Genomic DNA, 20,637 nt, shown 5'->3' with positions numbered 1-20,637 from the left:
ACTGATGTTGACGGAGCCCGTTCGGGGCGGGTGCCTACAGGCGTCCGTCGGTCCATTCAGCAGATTACGACCGCTGTGTTACTTCTGTGTTTCGAGGTGCACGAGCAAGCCCCGAGAGGGGTGGGCTGTTTCGCCTCAGCTCTTCGAGGGCGTGGAGACTTCTTCGCTCTCATCAGGGGTATTTTCCACGTCGCCCGAGTTAGGCTTGGCTTCGGAAGTTTCCTCGTCGTGAACCGAAGATTGCGTGGAGGTTTCCTCCTCGGCGTCGAGCTCGTCGTCGCCGTCGAGTTCGTCGGCCTCAGCACCATCAGCGCCCTCAGTGGCCCTGGCTGCCTCGGACTCCGGATCGCGCCCGGGAAGGTAGATGCTCGTGCTCAGCTGCGAGACCGGCAGGCGTGAGACGTAGATGAAGAGCGCGATGCCGACGATGACGAGGCACAGGGCCCCGAAGACGTTCGAGCGCATCCCGAGGATCACCTCGGAGTAGTCGACGCGAATGGACTCGATCCAGATGCGTCCCGTTCCGTACCAGATGAGGTAGGCGGCGAGCGTCTTGCCCGTGCGCCACCGGAACATGCGCTCGAGGAGCACGATGAGGGCGATGCCCGCGAGGTTCCAGAGCATCTCGTACAGGAACGTCGGGTGGAAGAGCGTGCCCTCAGGCAAGCCGACGGGGAAGGCTGGATTGCTCGCCTCGATCTGCAGGCCCCACGGCAGGTCGGTGGGCCAGCCGTAGAGCTCATGGTTGAAGTAGTTGCCGAGGCGCCCGACGGCCTGTGCCAGGAGGAGGCCGGGGATGAGCGCGTCCGAGAACGCGAGCATGCGGATGCCCGTCATCCGGCTCGCGATGAAGATGCCGATCGCTCCGCCGATGAGGGAGCCGATGATGGCGTTGCCGCCCTCCCAGATGAAGAAGATGCGCCAGAAGTTGGCGCCCTCGAAGAAGTAGTCGGCGGGATGCGTGAAGACGTGGTACAGACGCGCGCCAAGCAGCCCGAGCAGCACGGCCCAGATGGCGAAGTCGACCGTGATCCACTTCTCACCGCCACGCGCGGTGAGCCGTCGGTCCGTCCACAGCACGGCGAGGATCATGCCCGCCACGATGAAGAGCGCGTAGAGGTGCACCGTGAGCGGCCCGACCTCGAAGCTCGCCCACTCGAGGGGCGGGCTGGGGATTCCGGTCAGTGGCGTCATGCCTGTTCCTTCGAAGATGAAGCGTCGAGAGCGGTTCCGGTCGCGAGCTGGGCGGCGACCTCGGCGACAGCGGGCACGCCGCCGGCGGCGAGGGCCTTGACCAGCGCGGATCCGACGATGGCGCCCTCCGCATACGCGAGCACCTCGCGGACCTGCTCTGCGGTCGAGATGCCGAGGCCGACGCAGGCTCGTGTGCAGCCGTGCGCGTGGAGTCGGTCCGCGAGCGAGCGAGCGGCCTGGTCGACGTCCGCCCGGGCTCCCGTGATGCCCATGGTCGAGACCGTGTACACGAAGCCGCTGCTGGAGTTGATGACCAGGTCGAGGCGCGCGTCGCTCGAGCTGGGGGCCGCGAGGAAGACGCGGTCAAGCTCGTGCGCCTGCGAGGCGGCAATCCACTCCCCACCCTCGTCGGGGACGAGGTCGGGGGTGATGAGTCCGTTGCCACCCGCTGCCGCGAGGTCGCGGGCGAACGCGTCGACGCCGTACTGCATGACGAGGTTCCAGTAGGTCATGACGACGATCGGCGCATCCACCTCGGCGCGGATCTGGCGGATGGCCTCGAAGACGTGCTCCGTGCGGAAGCCGCCCTCGAGCGCCTGAACAGCTGCGGCCTGGATGACGGGGCCGTCCATGACAGGGTCCGAGTACGGCATGCCGAGCTCGATGACGTCGACGCCCGCCTTGACGACCTCGATAGCCGCGGCCACTGACGTGTCGAAGTCGGGGAATCCGACAGGCAGGTAGGCGACGAGCGCGCCCCTGCGGTCCCGATTCGCCGTGTCGATGACCTGCTCGAGGGCGGATGTCGCGGACGGGATCGGGGAAGCCGCGGTGGTCGATGCTGAGGTCACTTGACTTCTCCCTCGGTGCGGTCCGGGTTGCCGAGGCCGAAGTACTCGGCTGCGGTCTCCATGTCCTTGTCGCCGCGCCCCGAGAGCGAGACGAGGATCGTCGCGTCCGGACCGAGCTCCTTGCCGAGCTCGAGCGCGCCGGCGAGGCCGTGGCTGGACTCGATGGCCGGGATGATGCCCTCGGTGCGCGAGAGCAGCCGGAAGGCCTCCATCGCCGCCGCATCCGTCACTGGGAGGTACGTTGCGCGGCCGATGGCGGCGAGGTGGGCGTGCTCTGGTCCGACGCCGGGATAGTCGAGGCCCGCCGAGATCGAGTGCGACTCGATGGTCTGCCCGTCGACGTCCTGCAGGAGCAGGGTGCGAGCGCCGTGGAGCACGCCAGGGCGACCGGCGCCGATCGTCGCCGCGTGACGTGGCGTTTCGACGCCGTCGCCAGCGGCTTCGTAGCCGTAGAGCGCCACCGAGGGGTCATCGAGGAACGCGCTGAAGATGCCGATCGCGTTGGAGCCGCCGCCGACGCACGCGACGACGGCGTCGGGCAGAGCACCGGTCAGGTCGAGCACCTGCTGGCGCGCCTCCTCGCCGATGATGGCCTGGAGGTCGCGCACCAGCGCGGGGAACGGGTGCGGGCCCGCCGCAGTGCCGAACACGTAGTTCGTCGTGTCGACGGACGCGACCCAGTCGCGCATGGCGTCGTTGATCGCATCCTTGAGCGTCGCCGAGCCGGACTCGACGGCCACGACCTCTGCGCCCAGGAGTCGCATCCGCGCGACGTTGAGTGCCTGGCGAGCCGTGTCGACGGCACCCATGTAGATCGTGCAGTCGAGCCCGAAGAGCGCCGCAGCAGTCGCGGTCGCGACGCCGTGCTGGCCTGCGCCGGTCTCGGCGATGACTCGCGTCTTTCCGATGCGCTTCGTCAGCAGGGCCTGACCGAGCACGTTGTTGATCTTGTGCGAACCCGTGTGGTTGAGGTCTTCGCGCTTGAGGATGATGCGGGCGCCGCCAGCGTGCGCTGCGAACCGCGCCGCCTCGGTGATGATCGAGGGGCGACCGGAGTAGTCGCGGTGCAGCCGGGAGAGCTCAGCCCAGAATTCATCGTCGGCTTTCGCCGCCTCCCAGGCGCTCGACAGCTCGTCGAGAGCCGCCATGAGGCTCTCCGGGACGAAACGGCCGCCGAACTCCCCGTAGTAGGGGCCAGAGGCGTTCCGCAGCGATGTGGTGTCTGGGGGCAAGGTGCTCATGCGAGGTGGAAAGTCTCCAAAATAGATTCCGGGTTGCCGCCCGTCACGAGCGCCTCCCCGATGAGAACGGCGTCTGCGCCAGCGTCGCGGTAGCGACGCACGTGAGCTGGCTCGAGGACCGCCGATTCGGCGACCTTGACGACATCGTTCGGGTAGAGGGGAGCAAGCTCCCCGAAGAGCTCCGGGTGGAGCTCGAAGGTCGCGAGGTTGCGAGCGTTGACGCCGAGGATCCTTGCGCCGGCGTCGAGACCGCGCAGCAGCTCGTCCTTCGAATGCGCCTCGACGAGCGCCGTCATGCCGAGCTGCTCGGTGAACTCGGCGAGGCGGACGAGCGTCGACTGGTCGAGCCCCGCGACGATGAGCAGGGCCAGGTCGGCCCCGCACGCGCGGGCCTCCAGCAGCTGGTACTCCTCTGCGATGAACTCCTTGCGGAGCACGGGGACGGCGACCGTGTCGCGCACCGCGCGGAGGTCGTCGAGCGAACCGAGGAACTTGCGCTGCTCGGTGAGCACGGAGATCGCGGCTGCACCCCCACGTTCGTAGGATGCCGCCAGCACAGCGGGGTCGGGGATGTCGGCGAGGCGACCCCGAGAGGGGCTGGCTCGCTTGACCTCCGCGATGATGTTGACGCGCTCCGAGCGGGCGAGCGCCCCGTACGCATCGAGCGCAGGGGCGACGTCGGAGATTCGAGCCTCGAGAACGCTCGAGGGAGTGCGCTCCCGCCGTTCAGCCGCGTCCTCGAGAGCGCCGTGGTACAGCGACTCGAGCAAGCTAGTGCGCCTTCGGACCGAAGCCGAGACGAGCGAGCAGCGGCCAGGCGATGGCCCCGATCACGATCGCGACGACGCCGACCCAGGTGACGATGTTCTGGTCGAACCAGATGCCGAGCGTGCCGACGGTGAAGCCGACGAGCATGATGAGGACTCCGGTCCACGCGGCAACCGAGTGGCCGTGGCTCTCGTGAGGCTCCTGCAGCGGCGCCTCCTGGACCTCTTCGGCCTCTTCGATGCTCGTGGGTTCGTGGGACGTCTTCGCGGCCAGTTCAGTCATGAGGGTGCTCCTTGTCACGTGCGCTGGGGTAAGTCTAGCTGGATGCTCGCGAGCCACCCGCGTCGGTGGGGTCGTCGCCGTGGCTCAGCGCATCCCACTGCTCGACACGCTGATCGCTGCCCGCCGGGGCGTCCGCACGAACGTCACCCGACGGCTGTCCATTCTCGGGCATCTCGTCGGCCGCTTCCAGTGAAGTCGTCGAGAAGCGCCGTCCACTCGTCGGCCACCGGCGGGCCGTGACGATCGCGAGCACGCCGGCGAAGGCGAGGACGGCGCCGGCGACGACGGCCAGCCATGGCCAGAATCCGACGGAGACCGCTCCGGCGGCGACCGCATCCGCGATCGTCTGCTCGCCCGCGAGTCCCGATGCTGCCGTCACCTCCGGTGCGATGGCCGGGGCCGGGTTGCCGACCGCGACGAAGGACTGCAGCACCAGGACCGCGCCGACGAGCGTGAGCAGCCCGCCGAGCACGTATCTGAACACGACTCCCGCCAGGGCCAGCGCCGCGAGGACGGCGAGGGCAGCCAGAGCGAGCGCCATGACGGCCGGGGCTGCGACGTCTCCGCGGACCTCGCCCGCGAACGTCTGCGCCCCGAGGGACACCTCGAACGAGAACCACACCTGCGACCAGGCGAGGATCGCCAGACCCGCGCCGACGACGATTGCGAGGAGCGTGCCGCGCTTGCCGCGCTTGCCCGCAGCGTCAGGCGACGTCATGGGCCGGGAACTCGAGCGCGAGGTCGTCGCCGTCGAAGCAGGTTCTGGTACCGGTGTGGCAGGCGGGGCCGTGCTGGTCGACGCCCAGGAGGATCGTGTCGGCATCGCAGTCGAGCGCGAAGCTCACGAGGCGCTGCGTATTGCCGGAGGTGTCGCCCTTGCGCCACAGCTCCGAACGAGAGCGCGACCAGTAGACGACCCGCCCCCCGGTCAGGGTCATGCGCAGCGACTCCGCGTTCAACCAGGCGAGCATGAGCACCTCGCGGGTGTCGTGCTGGGTCACGACTGCCGGAACCAGGCCGCGGTCGTCGAACGAGACGCGCGAGAGGATGTCGTCGATCTGCCGAGCGGCAACGGGGAACGTGGATGCCGTCATCGGACGCTCCGCCTGACGGTGACTCCTGCTTCGGCCAGGGAGTCCTTCACCTGGCCGATCGTGAACTGCCGGTGGTGGAAGACGCTCGCGGCCAGCACGGCGTCCGCGCCGGCCTCGACGGCGGGAGCGAAGTGCTCGAGCGCACCCGCTCCGCCGGACGCGATGACGGGGACCGTCGCCAGCTCGCGGACGAGGCGGGTCAGCTCCAGATCGAAGCCGGCCTTCGTGCCATCAGCGTCCATGGAGTTGACGAGGAGCTCCCCCGCGCCGCGCTCGATGGCATCGCGGGCCCAGCTGAGCGCGTCGATCCCAGTGTCTGTTCGCCCACCGTGGGACGTCACGACGAACCCGGACTCGGTCGATGCCGAGCGCTTCACATCCAGCGAGAGGACGAGGACCTGGTTGCCGAACGTCGACGAGATCTCATCGAGCAGCGCCGGCCGTGCGATCGCCGCAGAGTTCACGCCGACCTTGTCGGCGCCGCACGCGAGCAGCACGCGAACGTCCTCGATGCTGCGCACCCCACCGCCGACGGTGAGCGGGATGAAGACCTGCTCCGCCGTCCGCGTAACGAGGTCGTAGGTGGTCCCCCGTCCCTCGCTCGAGGCGGTCACGTCGAGGAAGGTGAGCTCGTCCGCACCCTGCTCGGCGTAGAGCGCCGCGAGCTCGACGGGGTCGCCCGCATCCTGCAGATCCAGGAAGTTGACGCCCTTGACGACACGCCCCTCGGCCACATCGAGGCAGGGGATGACGCGCATTGCGAGCCCCGTGGACTTCGGGGCGGATGAGGAGACGGTCATCATCACACCCGGACGGCTTGCAGCGCCGTCACGATGATGGCCTTGGCCCCGGCATCCTGGAGCTGGTCCATGACCTGGTTGAGCTCGTTCTGCGGGACCATGGAGCGCACCGCGACCCACTCCGAGTCGCGCAACGGGGAGATCGTCGGCGACTGGAAGCCGGGTGTGATCGCCAGAGCCGCGTCGAGCTTCGACGACTCGATGTCGTAGTCCATGATCGCGTAGCGTCGCGCGACGAGCACACCGTCGAGGCGGCCGAGGAGGCGACGCGCAGCGTGCTCCTTCTCCGGCGTCGAGATGAGGACCGCCGTGGATTCGAGGATGACCGGCCCGAAGACCTCGAGGCCCGCCTTGCGCAGCGTGCCACCCGTGGAGACGACGTCGGCCACGGCATCCGCGACGCCGAGCCTGATGGCCGACTCGACCGCCCCCTCCAGGGGCACCAGCTCAGCTTCGATGCCCGCCCGGGCGAACCAGGAGCCGAGCAGGCCCGTGTAGCTCGTCGCCACGCGCTTGCCCTGCAACTGGCTGACATCGGTGAACTCGCCGGCGGGGCCCGCGAATCGGAAGGTGGAGTCGCCGAAGTCCAGCGCACGGACCTCCTTGGCGGCCGACTCGGTGTTCAAGAGGAAGTCGCGGCCCGTGATGCCAGCGTCGAGGACACCCGAGCCCACGTAGGTCGCGATGTCACGAGGCCGGAGGTAGAAGAACTCGACGTCGTTGATCGGGTCGATGGCGACGAGCTCACGGCTGTCGCCGCGGCCGCGGTAGCCGGCCTCCTGCAGCATTTCGTTGGCCGTCTCGGCGAGCATGCCCTTATTTGGCACGGCGATGCGAAGCATTGTTGGAACGTCCTTGGTTCTGGGAGTCGTGAATCGGGGTGGGTGCGCGCTGACCGGTGAGGTCACCGGCGTCTGCGCACGTCTCGCGCGGGGCAGTCGAGAGCGGCGAGCTCGTGCCTGCTAGAGGTTGCGGTAGACGTCGTCGAGCGTGAGGCCCTTGGCGAGCATGAGGACCTGCAGATGGTAGAGCAGCTGCGAGATCTCCTCAGCCGTCTCCTCGTCGCTCTCGTATTCGGCGGCCATCCAGACCTCAGCGGCCTCCTCGACGATCTTCTTCCCGATCGTATGCACGCCCGCGTCGAACTCTCGGACCGTGCCTGAACCCTCTGGTCGGGAGGCGATCTTCTCGGAGAGCTCTGCGAACAGCGTGTCGAAGGATTTCACAGGCACAGCGTAGTCGCTTGGCGCCTAGTGCGCGTGCCGGGCATCCGCTGCAGCGGCGCGCAGCGCCGCGATCTGCTCACCGGGATCACCGCGGAACACGGCCGATCCGGCGACGAAGGTATCGGCGCCGTTCGCTGCCGCGAGCTCGATCGTGTCGAGCGAGATCCCGCCGTCGACCTGGAGCCAGGTCTCGAGGCCGTGCGACTTCCTGAGCCTGTCGGCCCTCGCCAGCTTCGGCATCATGTCCGCCATGAAGGACTGACCGCCGAAGCCGGGCTCGACAGTCATGATGAGCAGCTGGTCGAAGTGGGGCAGGATCTCCTCGACGGCGCTGAGGGGCGTCGCCGGGTTGATGGCGATGCCAGCGCGCGCGCCTCGCTCCTTCAACCGCTTGGCGAGGGTCACGGGACTCGTCGCGGCCTCCGCATGGAAGGTCACCGAGAACACGCCCATCTCCGCGAACTGGGGAGCCCAGCGGTCCGGGTCCTCGATCATGAGGTGCAGGTCGAGCGGCACGGGGCTGATCTCCTGCAGACGCTCCACCATCGGCTGCCCGAACGTGAGGTTCGGCACGAAGTGGTTGTCCATGACGTCGACGTGCGCCGCATCGGCTGAGGCGATGCGTCCGAGATCTCGCTCGAAGTTGGCGAAGTCGGCGGCCAGGATGCTGGGGTTGATGCGCGCGTTCACGGGGCGATCCTACGGGGTCGGGGTCTCCTGCTGAGCGGGTGCTCGGCGCAGGAGTGCGAGGAACATGGCGTCGGTGCCGTGGCGGTGGGGCCAGAGCTGCACGAGCGTGCCGTCGCCGAGGAGGCGTTCGCCGAGGTCCAGTTCACCGGTCGTCGAGGCACGGCTCACGATCGCGGCCGCGTCCAGCACCTCAGCGCCCGACAGCCGAACCGCGCGGCGCACGACGCCGGTCGTCTCGGCCTGGTGGGGCGAGCAGGTGACGTAGGCCACGATGCCGCCTGGCTTCACGGTGGCGAGCGCCGCCTCGAGCAGCTGCTCCTGCAGCTGGACGAGCTCGCTCACGTCGCTGCTCTGCTTCCGCCAGCGAGCCTCCGGCCTGCGCCGCAGCGCGCCGAGGCCCGTGCAGGGGGCGTCGAGGAGGACTCGATCGAACTCCCCAGGGTGGCTCTCGGCGAATGAGCGTCCGTCCTCGTTGGTGACGGAGACGGGAGCCGCGAGCGGGGCGAGCGCCGTGCGGACGAGCCCGGCGCGAGCCGGCACGAGCTCGTTGGCGGTGAGCTTGGCGCCGAGCTCGGTAGCGCTGGCGGCGAGCAGCGCAGCCTTGCCCCCGGGGCCGGCGCACATGTCGAGCCAGCGCTCGCCGGCGAGGACCGGCGCCGCCTCGAGCAGCGCGAGCGTGACCAGCTGCGAGCCCTCGTCCTGGACGCGTGCCCTGCCCGCCTTGACCTGAGGGACCCAGGACGGGTCGCCAGAGGCGAGCGTCAGCCCGCGAGGCGAGACTCGGCCTGGCCCGAGGAGATCGGGGTTCGTCTCGATGAGCTCGCCGGGCGTGTCGAAGCCGGGGAGGGACACGATGCTGACGGCTGGCGACACATTGTCGGCGGCGAGTGTCGCGGCGAGCTCGTCGCCGCGCTCTTCCGCCGCGAGCGAGTCGCGCAGTGCGCGCACGATCCAGTCCGGATGCGAGTGGCGCACCGCGAGAGCCTGCTCCTCGCTCTGCCCAGTCGTGATCTCGTCGAGCCACTCGTCGAGTCCGGTGCGCGAGATCTTCCGAAGGATGGCGTTGACGAACCCGGAGGCGCCTCGGGACGCGATGCGGGCGGCCTGCTCGACCGACTCGTTGACCGCAGCGTGCCTCGGCGTGCGCATGCTCAGCAGCTGGTGCGCGCCCAGCCGGAGGACATCGAGGATCGGCGGGTCGATATCGCGGACGTCGCGTCCGGAGGCCTCGGCGATGATCGCGTCGTACGTGCCTCGACGACGCAGCGTGCCGTAGGTCAGCTCGGTCGCAAGGCCCGCATCCGACGGGGAGAGCCGTGCCGCCGAGATCCGGTGCGGAAGCAGGAGGTTGGCGTAGGCGTCGTCCTCGTCGACAGCTCTGAGCACCTCGAACGCCACCTGGCGTGAGCGAGTGACCGAGCGACCGGCGGTCGGCTGATCAGGGCGCCGCCTGCCCTCCGAGGGGCGGTTCCCGCGGCGTCCCCCTGCACCGGCCGGGCTCATACGAGCACCAGCGTCTCGGCATCGCGCCTGCCGCGGAGCCAGTCTCGCGCTGGCATCGACTTTTTCCCGGCGGGCTGGACCGTGACGAGCTGGAGGGGCTGCGTTCCCGTGCCGACGAAGACGTCCTGGCCGACGACGGCGAGCTGCCCCGGTGCAAGCGGCGGCACGTCGATGGCCTCGCTCGGGCGTGCGATGCGCAGGATGCGCAACGGCTGTCCGTCGACGTGCGCCACCGCGCCCGGCTCCGGAGTCACGCCGCGGATGTGCGCATCCACGCTCACGAGCGGAGCCGCCCAGTCGACCGCGGAATCCTGCTTCCGCAGCTTCGCCGCGGTGGTGGGTTCGCCGACCTGCGGCTTGGCGATCAGCGCGTCTTCGCTGATCCCCTGCACCGTCTCCGCGAGGAAGGCCGCTCCCTCCCCCGCCAGGCGCTCGAGGAGCTCCCCCGAGGTCTCGGTCTCGCCGATCGGCGAAGCCTTGGTCGCGAAGACCGGCCCCTCGTCGAGGCCGACCGTCAGCTGGAAGATGGTCATGCCCGTCGACGAGTCGCCACGCATGACGGCACGCTGGGCCGGGGCGGCGCCGCGCAGGTCGGGGAGCAACGAGAAGTGCAGGTTGATCCAGCCGCGCCCGGGCGCATCGAGCGTCGCGGCGTCGATGAGCGCCCCGTAGGCGACGATGACGCCGAGCTCGGCGTCGAGGCTCGCGAGCTCAGCGGTCACGTCCGGGGACATGCGGTTGCTCTTGATCACCCGAAGGCCGAGCTCCGCCGCGCGGGCCGCCACCGGGGATGGCGTGAGCGCCCTCGCGCGACCCACCTTGGCATCGTCGCGAGTGAGGACCGCCGCGATCTCGTGACCGTCGTCCACGAGCGCCTCAAGGCTGGGGACGGCGGTGGATGGGGTGCCGGCGAAGACGAGCCGCATAGCTGGTGCCTCTCGAGGTTGGTGCGAGTGTGGTGCTGGAGCGCGGGTCAGAAGATGCCCGGCGGGTCAAATCGTACGCGCAGGGTCGAGGCGTGCCCGCCGCCGCGACCCGCGACGCGCGGGCGCCGGCTTGTTGCTGCTCGGACGAGCTCGCTCTTCAGCAGCTTCGCCAGCGGGGCGCCGAGCGAGTAGCTGAACTTCAGAACTGCTCGGCTTCCGACCTCCTGGGGCGTCGGTCCGAGGATCTGCATGGCCCCAGCCTGCTTGAGCTCGGCGGAGGCCTCGACGGTCGCGATGGCGTGGCGGACTTCCTCGTCGCTCCCGGAGATGGCGGCGACGCGAATCGCCGGTGGAAAGTGGAGATCGCGCCGTTCCTCGAGCTCGCGCGTCGAGAAGGCTGGCTGCTGCCAGGTGCGGAGCGCGTGCGCTGCCGGATTGTGGGCTCCGACGATGACGACCTTGGCGCCGCCCGACGCCAGCGCCGCGGCGTTCGACCATCCGCGGAGCGCGTCGACGCCAGCGTCGAGGCGCTCCTGAGCGAGCGAGCGCTCCGTGTCGAGCAGGACGATGCCGGCGTAGCCGGAGCTCGGAACCGGCTCGGCGCCGCGCGTTGCCACGACGAGACAGGGGCGGTCGTCGATCGTCACGGTCTCTGAGGCTCCATCGGCCACGACGACACGAGTGCCGGGGAAGGCGCGTCCGAGCTCCTCTGCGGTCCGCTCCGCGCCGAGTGACGTGTTCCGGAGGCGCCGGTCGCCGCACTCGGGACACTGCCACTCGGGATGCAGGGCGTCGCACACCCTGCAGGAAGGGGGCGCTCCCGGACGCGAGTACTCGAGGGCTCCGCCGCAGACCGTGCAGCGAGCTGGCGTGCGACACCTGGCGCAGCTGAGGCTCGGGATGTAGCCGGCACGCACGACCTGGAGCAGCACCGGCCCGTGCTCGAGCGCGCGCCTCGCCTCCTGCCAGGCGAGCGCTGGGATGCGCGCGTGCGCCGCCGGCGTCTCCGCGGCGAGAGCCTGGCTGCCCGAGATGACCTTGGGAGCCTCCGGTCGCGCGAGCGGCACCGGAGTGAGCCACCGCATGCCCACGAGGCGGGCGACCTCCAGGCTCGGGGTGTGCGCCGCGAAGATGAGCGTGAGCGACTCGCGCTCAGCGCGGAGCAGGGCGACATCGCGGGTGCTGGCGTATGGCGCGAGCTGCTCGGTGAAGCTCTCGTCGCCGTCGTCCCAGACGAGTACGGCCCCGAGGTTCGAGGCTGGAGCGTAGATGACGCTCCTCGTGCCGACGACGACACCCGGTGTCTCGTCGAGGCAGGCGAGGAACGCCGCGTAGCGGTCGGCGGGCTTGGCGCGGGTGTCGAGGCGGCGGACCCGCCCGGCATCGAGGAACCTGCCGAGCGCGCGCAGGGCCAGCTCGACGTCGCGGTAGTCGGGGACCGCCAGGATGACGGACTGCCCGGCGGCGACGCGAACCGCTGAGATCGCTGCGAGGGCGAGGAGCGAGCGGGGAACTCCCCCGTCGACGCCGACCGGGGCGTCGACCGCGAACCTCGCCGCCGGACCCCGTCCGAGCAGTTCGGCTGCCTCTGCCCCGTACATGGGAGCGAGCGTCGCCTCCGGGGCATCGTGGAGCTCGTCCGCTATGGACGCGGGCTCGTCGGCATCGCTCGACGGCGCGTCCTCGCCGCCAGGAGCTTCCGCCGTCGCTGGAGCTGCCTGGGCGCGTGCCTCCAGCCAGCGCTGCTCGACGCGCACGGACCTCGCCGGGATGGCGAGGCGCAGCACGTCCGCCGCGCATCCGGCCTGCCGGTCGGCGACGGCCCGGGCGAGGCCGGCGATCTCGGGCGTGAGTACCCTGGCAGTCGAGACGAGCTCGATGATCGGCGCGAGCTTGCCCGTGTACTCGGCGACTCGCTCGACGGCCACGACGAACCCCTGCAACTGGCGGTTCGAGGTGCGAAGCGGAACCGCAACCCGCATTCCGACGCCGATGCTCCCGCGCAGCTCGACGGGGATCTCGTACTCGAGCTCCCGGTCGAGCTGCGGAAGCGGGGAGGCGACGACGACGCGCGCGACCCTCGGCAGGGTGTCGTCCACAGCTGGCTCTGCGATCAGAGACCAGCGGCTCGGCGGAGCTCCTCGGCCCGGTCGGTGCGCTCCCACGTGAAGTCGGGCAGCTCGCGACCGAAGTGGCCGTAGGCGGAGGTCTGGGCGTAGATCGGGCGACGCAGGTCGAGGTCCTCGACGAGCGCACCTGGGCGGAGATCGAACGTCGAGAGGATCGCCTCGATGATCGTGGCGTCCGCCACCGTGCCGGTGCCGAAGCTCTCGACGTAGAGGCCGACCGGCTCAGCCTTGCCGATGGCGTACGCGATCTGCACTTCGAGGCGATCGGCGAGTCCAGCCGCGACGGCGTTCTTCGCCACCCATCGCATGGCGTACGCGGCCGAGCGGTCGACCTTCGAGGGGTCCTTGCCGCTGAAGGCGCCGCCACCGTGGCGCGCCATGCCGCCGTACGTGTCGACGATGATCTTGCGTCCGGTCAGGCCAGCGTCGGCGCGGGGCCCTCCGTCGATGAAGCTGCCTGACGGGTTGACGAGGAAGGTGGGCTCGGCGTCAGCGAAGCCGTTGCGCTCCAGTACCGGGCGGACGACGTGCCTGATGACGTCTTCGCGGATCTGCGCCTGCTCGAGACCAGGGTCGTGCTGCGTGGAGACCACGACGGTCTCGATGGAGCGGGGCACACTCCCCTCGTAGCCGACGGTGACCTGCGTCTTGCCGTCTGGGCGCAGGTAGGCGACCTCGCCGGACTTCCGGACGGCCGCGAGCTGCTGCGCGAGCTGGTGCGCGAGGTGGATCGGCAACGGCATGAGGGCTTCGGTCTCTCGGGTCGCGTAGCCGAACATGATGCCCTGGTCTCCCGCGCCCTGCTTGGCGATCGCGTCTTCCGAGCTCTCGGAGCGGTGCTCCAACGAGGTCGTCACGCCCTCGCCGATCTCGGGAGACTGCTCTCCGACCGAGATCGAGACGCCGCACGAGGAGCCGTCGAAGCCGACGTCGCTCGACGTGTAGCCGATCTCGCTGATGGTGCGTCTGACGATGCCGGCGATGTCGGAGTACGCCTTGGTCGTGACCTCACCGGCGACGTGCACCTGGCCCGTCGTCACGAGCGTCTCGACGGCGACGCGGGACGCCGGGTCCTGGGTCAGGAGGTCGTCGAGGATGCGGTCGGAGATCTGGTCGCAGATCTTGTCGGGGTGACCCTCGGTGACCGACTCAGAGGTGAACAGGCGAAGAGAAGACAAGAAGAACCCCTTGCGGTGAGTGTTGCGGCTGCTGGTTGGCGACGCCGGCGTGACTAGACGTTGGCGAGCAGATCCAGGATGACATCGGCCACCGACATCTTGTCGCCAGTGTGACGCGAGACAACGTCGCCAGACGCTGCGAGGATGAAGACCGAGTTGTCGTCCGACTGGAAGCCGAGGCTCCAGCCGACCCTGTTGACGACGAGGTAGTCGCATCCCTTCCTCGCGATCTTGGCCCGACCGAGCTCGAGGAGCGCAGCGTCGTCGGTCTCCGTCTCGGCCGCGAAGCCGATGATGACCTGATCGGCACCACGTGACGCGGACAGATCCTGCAGGATGTCGGGATTGCGGGTGAAGGTGAGCGTCAGCTCCTCGCCCGCCTGCTCCTTCTTGATCTTGCCCTCGGCGACGGTCAGTGGCCGGTAGTCCGCGACCGCCGCGGCCATGATGACGACATCGTGACGTGGGGCGATCTCGGCGCAGGCCTGCGCGAGCTGCTGCGCGCTCGAGACGGTGACGAGCTTGACCCCGTCGGGTGGCCGGACCTCCGCGTTGGCGGCGACGAGGGTGACCTCAGCGCCACGCGCGAGGGCACGCTCAGCGAGAGCGAAGCCCTGCCTCCCGCTCGATCGGTTGCCGATGAACCGCACGGGGTCGAGCGGCTCGCGGGTGCCTCCTGCAGTGATGAGGACGCGCCTCCCGCGGAGGTCGCTCACCAGTTCCGCCTCGCGGCGGCGTCGACGTTCGCCGCGTCCGGCGCTCAGGATCGTCGCAACGATCTCGGAGGGCTCCGCCAGGCGACCTGGCCCGGAGTCGTTGCCGGTCAGCTGTCCGTCGGCCGGACCGACGAGCACCACTCCACGTGCGTCGAGACGGGCCGCGTTGGCCTGCGTCGCCGGGTTGAGCCACATCTCCGTGTGCATGGCTGGCGCGAGGATGAGCGGGGCCGTCGACGCCAGGATCGTCGTGCCGAGCAGATCGTCGGAGAGACCGGCGGCGATCTTCGCCATGGAGTTCGCGGTCGTCGGCACGACGGCGATGACATCAGCCTGCTGGCCGAGCGCGACGTGCCGAACCTCAGCGACGTCGTCGAAGACGTCGGTTCGAACGGGATTGCGCGAGATGGCCTCGAACGTCGGACGGCCCACGAACCGCAGCGCGGACTCCGTGGGCACGACGTCGACGTGATGGCCGAGGAGAACGAGATCGCGGATGACCTGCACCGCCTTGTAGGCGGCGATGCCGCCCGTCACGCCGATGACGACGCGCATCGGCTGCCCGTCAGACGCATCGGTCTGGCGGGCGGCAGCCGGATGCGCGCCAGCGATCTCGCTCACGGTCGTGCTAGGCCTGCGGTGCGTCGTCTTCGAAGTTGATCTCGTCGTCGAAGACGATGACGTCGTCCGGCGTCTCGAGCGGACGCGCCTCGACCATGACGATCTTCTGCTCGTTGATCTCGTGCAGCGCGATCGAGAGCGGCTTGTCGTCGATCGAGGAGTCGATCAGCGGGCCGACGTTCTGGTAGATCGCACCGTCGTGCAGGTCGGAGTAGTAGTCGTTGATCTGACGCGCGCGACGCGATGCGAAGATGACCAGCTGGTACTTGTTGTCGACGCGCTGCAGCAGCTCGTCCATGGGCGGGTCAATGATGCCCTTGGGCTTCTCAATCATGCGTGCTCCTTGTTCAGTCCCAGATGTTCGACTACGCGTGCCGCAGCCTCAGGCACGGAGTCGTTGACGACCAGTGCATCGAACTCGTCCTGGGCGGCGAGTTCGATCTTCGCGGTTTCGAGGCGCCGAGCCTGTTCTTCGGGTGATTCCGTGCCGCGCCCCACGAGGCGCCGCACGAGCTCGTCCCAGCTCGGAGGCAACAAAAATACCAGTCTAGCCTCAGGCATGCGCGATCTGACCTGTCTGGCGCCCTGAATGTCGATTTCGAGGAGGACGGATCGGCCGGAGGAGATGGCTTCGTCGATGGGGCCGCGCGGAGTGCCGTACCTGAAGGCGTTGTGGACGGTCGCGTACTCGAGCAGCTGCTCCTGGTCGACGAGCCGGTCGAAGCCGGCGTCGTCGGTGAAGTGGTAGTTGACGCCGTCGACCTCGCCGGGCCGGGGTGAGCGCGTCGTGGCGGAGACGGAGAGCTCCACTTCTGGGTAGTGCTCGCGGATGTAGTTGGCGACCGTGCCCTTGCCGACTGCCGTGGGGCCAGCCAGGACCACGAGGCGATTCCCGGTGCTCTGCGCACCGAGTCGTTCCTCCAGGAAGGCGCGGAGGCGGATGCGCTGGTTGCGGCCGAGCCCCCCGAGGCGCTTGGACGGCGAGATGGCCAGCTCCTCGAGGATGCGGGCCTGCTTGGTGGCTCCGATGTGCGGGATGCTCAGCAGGAACTGGGTCACGCGCAGCGAGTGCTCGGCTGCGTGTTCCGGGGACTGGCTCGCGTCGAGCACCGAGATGGGGCTGCGAGCGCCGGTCGCGAGCGCTCGCTTGACCTCCGCCCGGGCCTGGCGGGCGAGGACCGCGGCCCTGGAAGCGGCGACGCGGTCGACGGGGGGTGGCACCTGGGTCATGAGAGGGCGTTCTCCAGCTCTGCGGTCTGCTGGTCGATGGCGCCGGCGATGCCATCGGGTCCTGCAGCCAGGACGCTCCGGGAGACGTTCACGATGAGTGATTCGGTGGCTGCACCGAACGTGCTTCTGATCTGCGCGAACTCGGCCCCCTGGTGCCCGAAGCCCGGAGCGAGGATCGGGGTACGGGGTGCGCCGCCGAGGGCGGGGAGGTCGACGCCGAGGGTGTCGAAGTCGACGGTGCCGCCGAGGACGACCCCGACCGAGCCGAGGTCACCGCTCGCGTGCTGCGCGTTCCAGGCGACCGCACGATTGGCGATGCCTCCCGCGACGGTCTCACCGCGCTGCGTTCCACGATCACGGCGAGCCGTCTGGATCGAGGTCGACTCTGGGTTCGACGTCGCAGCGAGCACGAACAGCCCCTTCCCGAGCCGCTCGGCGAGCTCGAGCGCCGCGGCGAGCGAGTCGAAGCCCTGGTAGGGGTTCACCGTCATCGCGTCGGCCTCGAGCGGAGACCCCGCTTCGAGCCAGGCCTTCGCGTAGGCCTCGAGGGTCGTGCCGACGTCGCCGCGCTTGACGTCGGCGATCACGAGCAGGCCCGCGTCCCGAGCCGCCGCGAGGACGGACTCGAGCGCCGAGAACCCCGCAGAGCCGAAGCGCTCGAAGAAGGCGATCTGCGGTTTGACGACGCCGACGCGTCCGGCAGCGGCCTCGACGACGCGAAGGCCGAACTCCTCCGCTCCGGTCGCGGTGTCGGGCAGCCCCCACGAGGCGAGCAGGAACTCATGCGGATCGATGCCGACGCAGAGTCGGCCCCGCTCCTCCACGGCGTGCTGGAGTCGCGGGCCGAACCCGCCCACTCCAGCACGCGACGCCATCGCTGCAGTCAACTAGCTTTCCCCCCTCTGGGTGTTGTACTCCTGCAGGCTCGTGACGGTGAATCCGCTGCGGAGAGCGGAGAGGGAGCCGACGGCGGCGGAGAGCTCCGAGATCGTCGTGAAGATCGGCAGGTCGGCGGAGACCGCAGCCATGCGGATCTCGTAGCCATCGGCTCGAGACGCCCGGCCGGATGGGGTGTTGATGACCATGTCGACCTCTCCCCCGTGGATCATGTCCACGATGTTGCGGTCCTGGCCCGGCGTCGTTCCATCCGGAGAGTCCGGGGTGAACTTGCCGACGACCTTCGCCGAGATGCCGTGGCGGGCGAGGACCGCTGCGGTGCCCTCGGTGGCGGCGATCGAGAACCCGAGTTCCACGAACTTCGCGACGGGCAGGACGATGGCGCGCTTGTCGCGGTCGGAGACGGATACGAAGACCGTGCCCGACTTCGGGAGGCCACCGTAGGCGGCGAGCTGGCTCTTCGCGAAGGCGGTCGGGAAGTCCGTGTCGATGCCCATGACCTCGCCGGTCGAGCGCATCTCCGGGGAGAGTAGCGAGTCGACGATGCGGCCGTCCTTCGTGCGGAAGCGCTTGAACGGGAGCACTGCTTCCTTCACCGCGACGGGACTCGACGCAGGCTGGTGCGTGCCGTCCTGCTCGCGCAGGAGGCCTTCCGCCTTGAGCTCCGCGATGCTCACGCCGGTCATGACGCGTGCGGCGGCCTTGGCGAGCTGGGTTCCGAGCGCCTTGGAGACGAAGGGCACGGTCCGGGAGGCACGCGGGTTGGCCTCGAGCACGTAGAGCTTTCCTCCGGAGAGGGCGAACTGGACGTTGAGCAGGCCGCGCACCCCGACGCCCTCCGCGATGGCCAGTGTCGCGTCGCGGACGTTGTTGAGGACGGCGCTCGAGAGCGTGACGGGAGGCAGCGTGCAGGCCGAGTCGCCCGAGTGGATGCCCGCCTCCTCGATGTGCTCCATGATGCCGCCGATGTACAGCTCGTCGCCGTCGAACAGCGCGTCGACGTCGATCTCGGTCGCCTCGTCGAGGAAGCGGTCGACGAGCAGCGGGTGGGCGGGACCGACGATCGCCTGGCCCTCGATGCGCGAGAAGTAGTCACGCATCTGCTCGGCGTCGTAGACGATCTCCATGCCTCGGCCACCGAGCACGAAGCTCGGGCGGACGAGGACCGGGTAGCCGATGCCGGTGGCCACTTCGAGCGCGCCCTCGAGGTCGGTCGCCGTGCCGTTCTCCGGGGAGATCAGGCCAGCGCGGTCGAGGACACCCGAGAACAGGCCGCGTTCCTCCGCGAGGTCGATGGCGGCGGGGCTGGTGCCGAGGATCGGCACGCCAGCGGCCTCGAGGCCCTTCGCGAGGCCGAGTGCCGTCTGACCGCCGAGCTGCACGACGACGCCGAGCAGCTCGCCTGCTCCGCGCTCGACCTCGACGATCTCCAGCACATCCTCGAGCGTGAGCGGCTCGAAGTACAGCCGGTCGCTCGTGTCGTAGTCGGTTGAGACCGTCTCCGGGTTGCAGTTGATCATGATGGTCTCGAAGCCGGCGTCCGAGAGTGCGAACGACGCGTGCACACACGAGTAGTCGAACTCGATGCCCTGGCCGATCCGGTTCGGGCCGGAGCCGAGGATGATGACCTTCCGACGGTCGCTCGGGGTGACCTCCGACTCCTGGTCGTAGCTGGAGTAGTGGTAGGGCGTGAATGCGGGGAACTCGCCGGCGCACGTGTCGACCGTCTTGAAGACCGGGCGCACGCCGAAGTTGTGGCGGATGGCGCGGACCTCGTCCTCGCTGAGCCCGCGAAGCTCGGCGATCTGCGCGTCCGAGAACCCGTGTCGCTTGGCGTTGCGGAGGAGCCGCGCGTCGACGACGTCGGCGGAGGCGATCTGATCGGCCACCTCGTTGATGAGCACGATCTGGTCGATGAACCAGGGGTCGATCGCCGTGGACTCGAAGACCTGCTCCGGCGTCGCACCCTTCCAGAGCGCGCGCTGGACGTTGACGATTCGGCCGTCGGTCGGGACCTTGATGATCTCGAGCAGTTCCTCGACGGAGGCCTCGTCGGCAGTCCAGGTGAAGGAGGACCCTCGCTTCTCCAGCGACCGCAGCGCCTTCTGCAGCGCCGTCGAGAAGTTGCGGCCGATGGCCATGGCCTCGCCGACCGACTTCATGGTCGTCGTCAGCGTCGTGTCGGCGGCGGGGAACTTCTCGAAGTTGAAGCGGGGCACCTTGACGACCACGTAGTCGAGCGTCGGCTCGAAGCTGGCGGGCGTCACCTTCGTGATGTCGTTCGGGATCTCGTCGAGGCGGTAGCCGATCGCCAGCTTGGCGGCGATCTTCGCGATCGGGAAGCCCGTGGCCTTCGAGGCGAGCGCCGACGAGCGGGAGACGCGCGGGTTCATCTCGATGACGATGATGCGGCCGTTCGAGGGGTCGATGGCGAACTGGATGTTGCATCCGCCCGTGTCGACGCCGACGAGGCGGATGATCGCGATGCCGATGTCGCGAAGGCGCTGGTACTCGCGGTCGGTGAGCGTGAGCGCCGGGGCGACCGTGATGGAGTCGCCCGTGTGGACGCCCACCGGGTCGACGTTCTCGATGGAGCAGACGACGACCGTGTTGTCGGCCGTGTCGCGCATGAGCTCGAGCTCGTATTCCTTCCAGCCGAGGATCGACTCCTCGAGGAGCACCTCGCCGGTCGGGCTCGACTGGACTCCGTCGGCGACGAAGCGGATCAGGTCCTCTTCGTTGTAGGCGAAGCCCGAACCGAGGCCGCCCATCGTGAAGGACGGCCGTACGACGAGCGGGTAGCCGAGGTCCTCGGCGAAGCCGATGGCCTGCTCGACGCTCGTCGCGATGTGCGAGCGCGCGACCTCTGCGCCGGCCTCGATGACGAGGTCCTTGAAGATCTGGCGGTCCTCGCCGCGGCGGATGGCCTCGACCTTGGCGCCGATGAGCTCGACACCGTGGCGCTCGAGGATGCCCTGCTCGTGGAGGGCGATGGCGGCGTTGAGCGCCGTCTGTCCGCCGAGGGTGGGGAGGATCGCGTCGGGGCGTTCCTTGATGATGATCGACTCGATGATGTCGGGGGTGATCGGCTCGACGTAGGTGGCGTCTGCGAAGTCCGGGTCGGTCATGATCGTCGCGGGGTTCGAGTTCACGAGGATGACGCGGACGCCCTCCTCGCGGAGCACTCGGCAGGCCTGCGTGCCCGAGTAGTCGAACTCGGCAGCCTGGCCGATGACGATGGGGCCGGAGCCGATGACGAGGACGCTTGAGATATCTGAGCGCTTTGGCATG

The 20,637-nt window shown here is 69.1% G+C and carries 20 protein-coding genes; all 20 read right to left on the bottom strand.

All coding sequences use genetic code 11. The features are described 5' to 3' along the window. Positions 1–135 precede the first annotated feature (135 nt). Positions 136–1,194 carry a prolipoprotein diacylglyceryl transferase gene (lgt, locus tag C5E07_RS06200; RefSeq protein ID WP_104298792.1) on the bottom strand — a complete coding sequence of 353 codons (1,059 nt, stop codon included), beginning with the start codon at positions 1,192–1,194 and terminating at the stop codon, positions 136–138. Next, a complete protein-coding gene (trpA, locus tag C5E07_RS06195; protein ID WP_374953191.1) occupies positions 1,191–2,045 on the bottom strand; it encodes a tryptophan synthase subunit alpha in 855 nt (284 codons plus the stop codon). The genes lgt and trpA overlap by 4 nt, the downstream gene beginning before the upstream one ends. Next, positions 2,042–3,286, bottom strand: a complete 1,245-nt coding sequence (trpB, locus tag C5E07_RS06190) for a tryptophan synthase subunit beta (protein WP_104298791.1) — start codon at positions 3,284–3,286, stop codon at positions 2,042–2,044. Before trpB ends, trpA begins: the two co-directional genes overlap by 4 nt. Further along, entirely contained in the window at positions 3,283–4,056 is a 774-nt protein-coding gene (trpC, locus tag C5E07_RS06185; RefSeq protein WP_104298790.1) for an indole-3-glycerol phosphate synthase TrpC, read from the bottom strand. The genes trpB and trpC overlap by 4 nt, the downstream gene beginning before the upstream one ends. A 1-nt stretch (position 4,057) precedes the next feature. Continuing rightward, positions 4,058–4,336 (bottom strand): HGxxPAAW family protein, encoded by a 279-nt coding sequence (locus C5E07_RS06180; RefSeq protein ID WP_146080203.1) that lies wholly within the window; start codon positions 4,334–4,336, stop codon positions 4,058–4,060. A 34-nt stretch (positions 4,337–4,370) separates the two neighbouring features. After that, on the bottom strand, positions 4,371–5,054 hold the full coding sequence (locus tag C5E07_RS06175) for a Trp biosynthesis-associated membrane protein (RefSeq protein ID WP_181057840.1): 684 nt from the start codon (positions 5,052–5,054) through the stop codon (positions 4,371–4,373). Continuing rightward, positions 5,041–5,430, bottom strand: a complete 390-nt coding sequence (gene hisI, locus C5E07_RS06170) for a phosphoribosyl-AMP cyclohydrolase (protein ID WP_104298818.1) — start codon at positions 5,428–5,430, stop codon at positions 5,041–5,043. The genes C5E07_RS06175 and hisI overlap by 14 nt, the downstream gene beginning before the upstream one ends. Next, entirely contained in the window at positions 5,427–6,230 is an 804-nt protein-coding gene (gene hisF / locus C5E07_RS06165) for an imidazole glycerol phosphate synthase subunit HisF (protein WP_104298788.1), read from the bottom strand. The genes hisI and hisF overlap by 4 nt, the downstream gene beginning before the upstream one ends. Before the next feature lie 2 nt (positions 6,231–6,232). After that, positions 6,233–7,072 (bottom strand): ATP phosphoribosyltransferase, encoded by an 840-nt coding sequence (gene hisG / locus C5E07_RS06160; protein ID WP_104241259.1) that lies wholly within the window; start codon positions 7,070–7,072, stop codon positions 6,233–6,235. A 120-nt stretch (positions 7,073–7,192) separates the two neighbouring features. After that, positions 7,193–7,456, bottom strand: coding sequence for a phosphoribosyl-ATP diphosphatase (locus tag C5E07_RS06155; protein WP_104241260.1), 264 nt, complete (start codon positions 7,454–7,456; stop codon positions 7,193–7,195). A 24-nt stretch (positions 7,457–7,480) separates the two neighbouring features. Further along, a complete protein-coding gene (rpe, locus tag C5E07_RS06150; RefSeq protein ID WP_104241261.1) occupies positions 7,481–8,146 on the bottom strand; it encodes a ribulose-phosphate 3-epimerase in 666 nt (221 codons plus the stop codon). 9 nt (positions 8,147–8,155) lie between these two features. Next, positions 8,156–9,532 carry an RsmB/NOP family class I SAM-dependent RNA methyltransferase gene (locus C5E07_RS06145; RefSeq protein ID WP_374953190.1) on the bottom strand — a complete coding sequence of 459 codons (1,377 nt, stop codon included), beginning with the start codon at positions 9,530–9,532 and terminating at the stop codon, positions 8,156–8,158. A gap of 113 nt (positions 9,533–9,645) precedes the next feature. After that, on the bottom strand, positions 9,646–10,575 hold the full coding sequence (locus C5E07_RS06140) for a methionyl-tRNA formyltransferase (RefSeq protein WP_104298786.1): 930 nt from the start codon (positions 10,573–10,575) through the stop codon (positions 9,646–9,648). Between the two features lie 47 nt (positions 10,576–10,622). Continuing rightward, positions 10,623–12,674 (bottom strand): hypothetical protein, encoded by a 2,052-nt coding sequence (locus tag C5E07_RS06135; RefSeq protein WP_104298785.1) that lies wholly within the window; start codon positions 12,672–12,674, stop codon positions 10,623–10,625. A 14-nt stretch (positions 12,675–12,688) separates the two neighbouring features. After that, positions 12,689–13,882: a methionine adenosyltransferase gene (metK, locus tag C5E07_RS06130; protein ID WP_104241265.1), complete on the bottom strand. Its 1,194-nt coding sequence runs from the start codon at positions 13,880–13,882 to the stop codon at positions 12,689–12,691. Positions 13,883–13,935: 53 nt separating this feature from the next. Then, positions 13,936–15,153 (bottom strand): bifunctional phosphopantothenoylcysteine decarboxylase/phosphopantothenate--cysteine ligase CoaBC, encoded by a 1,218-nt coding sequence (gene coaBC / locus C5E07_RS06125; RefSeq protein WP_104242053.1) that lies wholly within the window; start codon positions 15,151–15,153, stop codon positions 13,936–13,938. A gap of 73 nt (positions 15,154–15,226) precedes the next feature. Further along, positions 15,227–15,553, bottom strand: coding sequence for a DNA-directed RNA polymerase subunit omega (gene rpoZ / locus C5E07_RS06120; RefSeq protein ID WP_068484449.1), 327 nt, complete (start codon positions 15,551–15,553; stop codon positions 15,227–15,229). Further along, positions 15,550–16,449: a guanylate kinase gene (gene gmk, locus C5E07_RS06115; RefSeq protein ID WP_104298784.1), complete on the bottom strand. Its 900-nt coding sequence runs from the start codon at positions 16,447–16,449 to the stop codon at positions 15,550–15,552. Before gmk ends, rpoZ begins: the two co-directional genes overlap by 4 nt. Next, positions 16,446–17,324, bottom strand: coding sequence for an orotidine-5'-phosphate decarboxylase (gene pyrF / locus C5E07_RS06110; RefSeq protein WP_104241267.1), 879 nt, complete (start codon positions 17,322–17,324; stop codon positions 16,446–16,448). Before pyrF ends, gmk begins: the two co-directional genes overlap by 4 nt. A 12-nt stretch (positions 17,325–17,336) precedes the next feature. Then, on the bottom strand, positions 17,337–20,636 hold the full coding sequence (gene carB, locus C5E07_RS06105) for a carbamoyl-phosphate synthase large subunit (RefSeq protein ID WP_104298783.1): 3,300 nt from the start codon (positions 20,634–20,636) through the stop codon (positions 17,337–17,339). Position 20,637 lies beyond the last annotated feature (1 nt).

Origin of the sequence: Pseudoclavibacter sp. RFBJ3 (assembly GCF_002931375.1) — a bacterium.
Lineage (GTDB): Bacteria > Actinomycetota > Actinomycetes > Actinomycetales > Microbacteriaceae > Pseudoclavibacter.
This window is presented reverse-complemented; position numbering and strand designations above follow the sequence as displayed.